5 protein-coding genes are annotated in these 4,205 nt (G+C 73.0%); 4 read left to right on the top strand and 1 reads right to left on the bottom strand.

Annotation, left to right across the window (positions count from 1 at the left end):
- On the top strand, nt 1-559 hold a 559-nt coding region (locus ABNT58_RS20580), incomplete at its 5' end, for a hypothetical protein (protein WP_348755284.1).
- Between the two features lie 238 nt (nt 560-797).
- On the top strand, nt 798-2,939 hold the full coding sequence (locus ABNT58_RS20575; RefSeq protein WP_348755283.1) for a TonB-dependent siderophore receptor: 2,142 nt from the start codon (nt 798-800) through the stop codon (nt 2,937-2,939).
- On the opposite strand, the gene ABNT58_RS20570 is transcribed toward ABNT58_RS20575, so the two are convergent.
- The gene (locus ABNT58_RS20570; protein ID WP_348755282.1) at nt 2,923-3,597 is read right to left on the bottom strand and encodes a hypothetical protein; all 675 of its coding nucleotides are present in this window, start codon (nt 3,595-3,597) and stop codon (nt 2,923-2,925) included. The genes ABNT58_RS20575 and ABNT58_RS20570 overlap by 17 nt on opposite strands.
- Before the next feature lie 67 nt (nt 3,598-3,664).
- Between ABNT58_RS20570 and ABNT58_RS20565 the strand changes: the two genes are divergently transcribed.
- Together ABNT58_RS20565 and ABNT58_RS20560 are read left to right on the top strand one after the other, a co-directional pair.
- Nucleotides 3,665-3,955, top strand: a complete 291-nt coding sequence (locus tag ABNT58_RS20565; protein ID WP_348755281.1) for a 2Fe-2S iron-sulfur cluster-binding protein — start codon at nt 3,665-3,667, stop codon at nt 3,953-3,955.
- A 4-nt stretch (nt 3,956-3,959) separates the two neighbouring features.
- Nucleotides 3,960-4,205 (top strand): cytidine deaminase (locus ABNT58_RS20560; protein ID WP_348755280.1); only part of this gene is annotated, 246 nt, incomplete at its 3' end.

Raw genomic sequence — 4,205 nt, 5'->3', positions numbered from 1 at the left:
GCCGGTGGCGGCGCAAGGCCTGGCCCTGGTGGTCGACCGCGTGCGCAACCCGCGGCCGGAAGACAACCTCAGTGGCTCCCTGCAGCTGGAGCTGTGGGCGCTGGACCAGCCCTGCCGCGGCGGCCCCTTCAGCGGGCGCTGCATCGCCTCGCTGGCCCTGGGCGCGCTGCCGGGCCAGGCCGAAACCGGCCCGCTGGCCATGCCGGTGGCGGCCACCGCGGCCGATGCACAGCGCCCCTGGGGCCTGATGCTGCGCGAGTGGACGGCCGTGGGCTACGTCACCCGCGATTGCGCCGACGTGGCACCACCCCACGGGCTGGCAGCGCCGGCGGCTGCGGGCAAGGCGGATGCCGTTGAGCCGCCCGCAGCGGAGCCCGCGTACGCGCTCGCCCTGCCGCTGACCGCGCCTGCCCCGCCGCTCACCGCGCCTGCGGCGCTGCTGCCCCCCGGCGGCGCCCCGCGCCCCGCCACTGGGCGCCCCGTGCCGCCCCAACGCGCGCAGCCGCCTCGTTTTGCGGCCCGGGTGAAGGCCAACCTGCGCCAGTTGCTGCAGGGCTGACCCCGCCCCCAGGGCGCCCGCGCACGCGCGGTCGCCGCGGATCACGCTACTTCGCAGATGAGAATCATTTGCGATAGCATCCGGGTCCTTCCGCCAGCCGCCGCTCGCCCACCGCCACTGCGCCTGCACCCCCGCGTGCGCCAGTGCCGGCGTTGCTGCGGGCTGCTCACAGGCCCGGCCGGGCGCCTGCGCAGGCGCGCCATGGCCCGGGGCAGGCGTCCTTCTGCAGGACCCCCGCATGACGAGCCACCACCGCCGCGCCAGCCGTACCCCGCTGGCCTGCGCCGCCACCGCCACCTTGTTGCTGGGCGCATGGCCCCCGGCCTTTGCGCAAAGCGCCACCGCCGTCGCAGCCGCGCCCGAGGCGCCGGTGACGCAGGTGCTGATCACCGGCAACGCCGACCGCCAGACGGCCACCGGCCCGGTCAAGGGCTACAACGCCCGCCGCAGCGCCACCGCCACCAAGACCGACACGCCGCTGTCGGAAACCGCGCAGTCGGTGACCGTGATCACCCGCGACCAGCTGGTGGACCAGGCCGCCACCAACCTGCAGGACGCGCTCAACTACGCGGCTGGCGTGCGTTCCGACGCCTACGGCCTGGATTCGCGCAGCGACGGCTTCCGCATCCGTGGCGGCAATGCCGACGAGTACCTGGACGGCCTGCGCAAGAACTTCGACTACTACACCAGCAACACCCGCACCGACCCGTACACGCTGGAGCGCATCGACGTGCTGCGCGGCCCGGCGGCCATGCTGTTCGGCCAGGGCTCCACCGGCGGCGTGGTCAACATGGTGAGCAAGCGCCCGCTGGACGAGGCGCAGGGCGAGGTGGGCCTGCAGATCGGCAGCTTCCACCGCCGGCAGGTGCAGGCCGACCTCACCGGCCCGCTGACCGCCGACGGCCAGTGGCTGTACCGGCTGGTGGCGGTGGCGCGTGACGCCGACACCCAGGTGGACCAGGTGCGCGACGACCGCGGCCTGCTGGCGCCCAGCCTCACCTGGCGGCCCAGCGACGCCACCTCGCTGACGCTGCAAGGCCTGGTGCAGAACGACAAGAGCGGCTCCACCTCGCAGTTCTTCCCGTGGTCGGGCGTGATCACCGCCAACCCCAACGGCCGGCTGCCCACCAGCCGCTTCATCGGCAACCCCGACTGGGACCGCTACGACTCGCAGCGGCGCACGCTGGGCTGGTTGTTCGAGCACCGCTTCGACAACGGCTGGCGCCTGAACCAGGGCCTGCGCTACAGCCGCAACACGGTGGATTACCGCACCACCTATGGCGACTCGTTCTCGCTGCCGGGTGGATGGAACGCGGACCCGCAGGGCCAGCGCCTGCTGGGCCGCTACGCCAGCGCCACCTACACGCAGACGCGGCTGCTCACGCTCGACCAGAACCTGCAGGGCCGCGTGACCACCGGCGCCGTGCAGCACGACCTGCTGGTGGGCCTGGACTACGCCCGCTACCGCAAGACGGGCACCAGCGGCTTCGCCGGCTCCGACCCGGCCCAGGTGCCGCTGATCGACGCCTACAACCCGGTGTACACGCCCTTCACGCCGCCGGAAAGCGTGGCCATCGATCCCTCCACCCAGCGGCAGCTGGGCGTGTACCTGCAGGACCAGATCCGCTTCGGCGAGCACTGGCTCATCACCGCCGGCCTGCGCCACGACCAGGCGCGCAACCAGACCGACGGCCAGGACGACCAGAACAGCAGCGCCACCACCAAGCGCCTGGGTGCGATGTACAACATCGCCGGCGGCTGGTCGCCCTACCTCAGCTACAGCGAGTCGTTCACGCCGGTGGCCAACATCGGCAACCAGCGCTTCAAGCCGCTGCGAGGCAAGCAGTGGGAAGCGGGCGTCAAGCACGAATCGGCCGATGGCCGGCTGATCGTCAATGCCGCGGTGTACGACCTGCGCGAGAAGAACCAGCTGGTCAGCGACCCCAGCACCAACTTGTCCAGACAAGTGGGCGAGACCCAGGCCAGCGGCGTGGAGCTGGAAGTCAAGGCCGCGCTGCGCAAGGACTTCGACCTGGTGGCCAGCTACACCTACACCAACGTCGATGAGCCGCTGGAAGAGGTGCCGCACGACCAGGCCTCGGTGTGGGGCAAATGGCGCTTCATGGTGGCCGGGCAGCCGGGGTTTTCGGTGGGCGCGGGCGTGCGCTACAAAAGCAGCTTCCACGACGGCGCAGCGCCCACGGTGCCTTCGGTCACGCTGCTGGACGCGATGCTGGCCTGGGAGAACACGCACTGGCGTGCCGCGCTCAACGTCAGCAACCTGACCGACAAGACCTACGTGGCCACCTGCCTGGGCCGCGGCGACTGCTGGTTCGGCGCGCGGCGCAACGCGGTGGCTTCGCTCACCTACCGCTGGTAGGCGCGGCCGGGGCGTCGGGCACGTCGCTCTGCAGGCGCGGCAGCTCGCGCGGCGGCGCTTGAGGCGCCTGCCGCGGTGGCTCGGCCACCGCTTCGTCCGCGGCCGTCGGCCAGGCCGCTGCCATCGCGGCCGCCACGTCGTCGTCGGTGGCGGGCAGCGGCGCTGGCGGGGGCGACACCGGCACCGCCTGCTGCACCACCGGCAGGGCGGGTGGCGCCGGCACGGGCGCAGGCGCGGGCCGTGGCGCGGGCGCTGCCACACGGGGCGGTGGCGCGGGCGTGGCCGCCGGGCGCGGCATCGGCGGCAGCGGAATCTGCTGCCAGTCGCCCCACAGCGGCTGCCGTTCGCCGGGGCCGGCCAGGGGCAGCTCTTCCACCAGTTCGCCGCGGGCATCGGCAATCACCACCCGGTGCGATTGCGAGTTGGCCGCCAGCGCGCGGCCGAAGCGGCGCAGCCGGTCCAGGTCGGTGTGCCAGATGCGGCCTTGCAGGCTGAGCCGGCCATTGGCGTCGCGCGTGACCTCGATCACCCGGTACACCGGCTGGCTGCCGAAGCGGCGCAGCGCGGCCGGGAAGGCGGCGCGGGGCAGTGGCATCGCCGTCGGCGTGCCGTCGAGCGGAGCGGGGGCGGTGTCGCGGGGCGGCATGACGTGACTCATCGGCCCGCGCCTTCGCCGCTGAAGCGGCAGAACACTTTGTTTCCGCCGCCGCCGATAGACTGCGCCGATGTCCTTGCCGCACACCATCTGCATCGAGCCAGGCGCTTACAGCTTCACGGCCCAGCCCGACCAGACGGTGCTGGCCGCGGCGCTGCAGGCCGGGGTGCCGTTGCGCAGCGCCTGCCGCAACGGCAGCTGCCGCGCCTGCCTGTCGCAGCTGCTGGCGGGCGAGGTGCACTACGTCATCGACTGGCCTGGCATCAGCCGTGAAGAACGGGCCGAGGGCGCGGTGTTGCCCTGCGTGGCCCAGCCCCGCAGCGACCTGCGGCTGCAGGCCGGCCGGCTGGTGTGGGGCTGAAGCGATGGCACACCTGACCCCGGCCGATGAAACGCCCCTGCTGCAGGCCGCTGCGCAGGCCCGGCTGCAATCGCATTCGCCGTATTCGCGCTTTGCGGTGGGCGCCGCCCTGCTGGACGAACAGGGCCGGCTGCACCTGGGCGCCAACATCGAAAACGCGGCCTACCCCGAAGGCCTGTGTGCCGAAGCCGTGGCCCTGGCCCACCTGGTGATGGCCGGCGGCCGGCGCGTGATGGCGGCGGCCGTGGTG

It is taken from the genome of uncultured Aquincola sp., from assembly GCF_964001545.1.
GTDB lineage: Bacteria > Pseudomonadota > Gammaproteobacteria > Burkholderiales > Burkholderiaceae_C > Aquincola.
The sequence above is the reverse complement of the archived record's forward strand: the minus strand, read 5'-3'. Positions and strand labels throughout refer to the sequence as shown.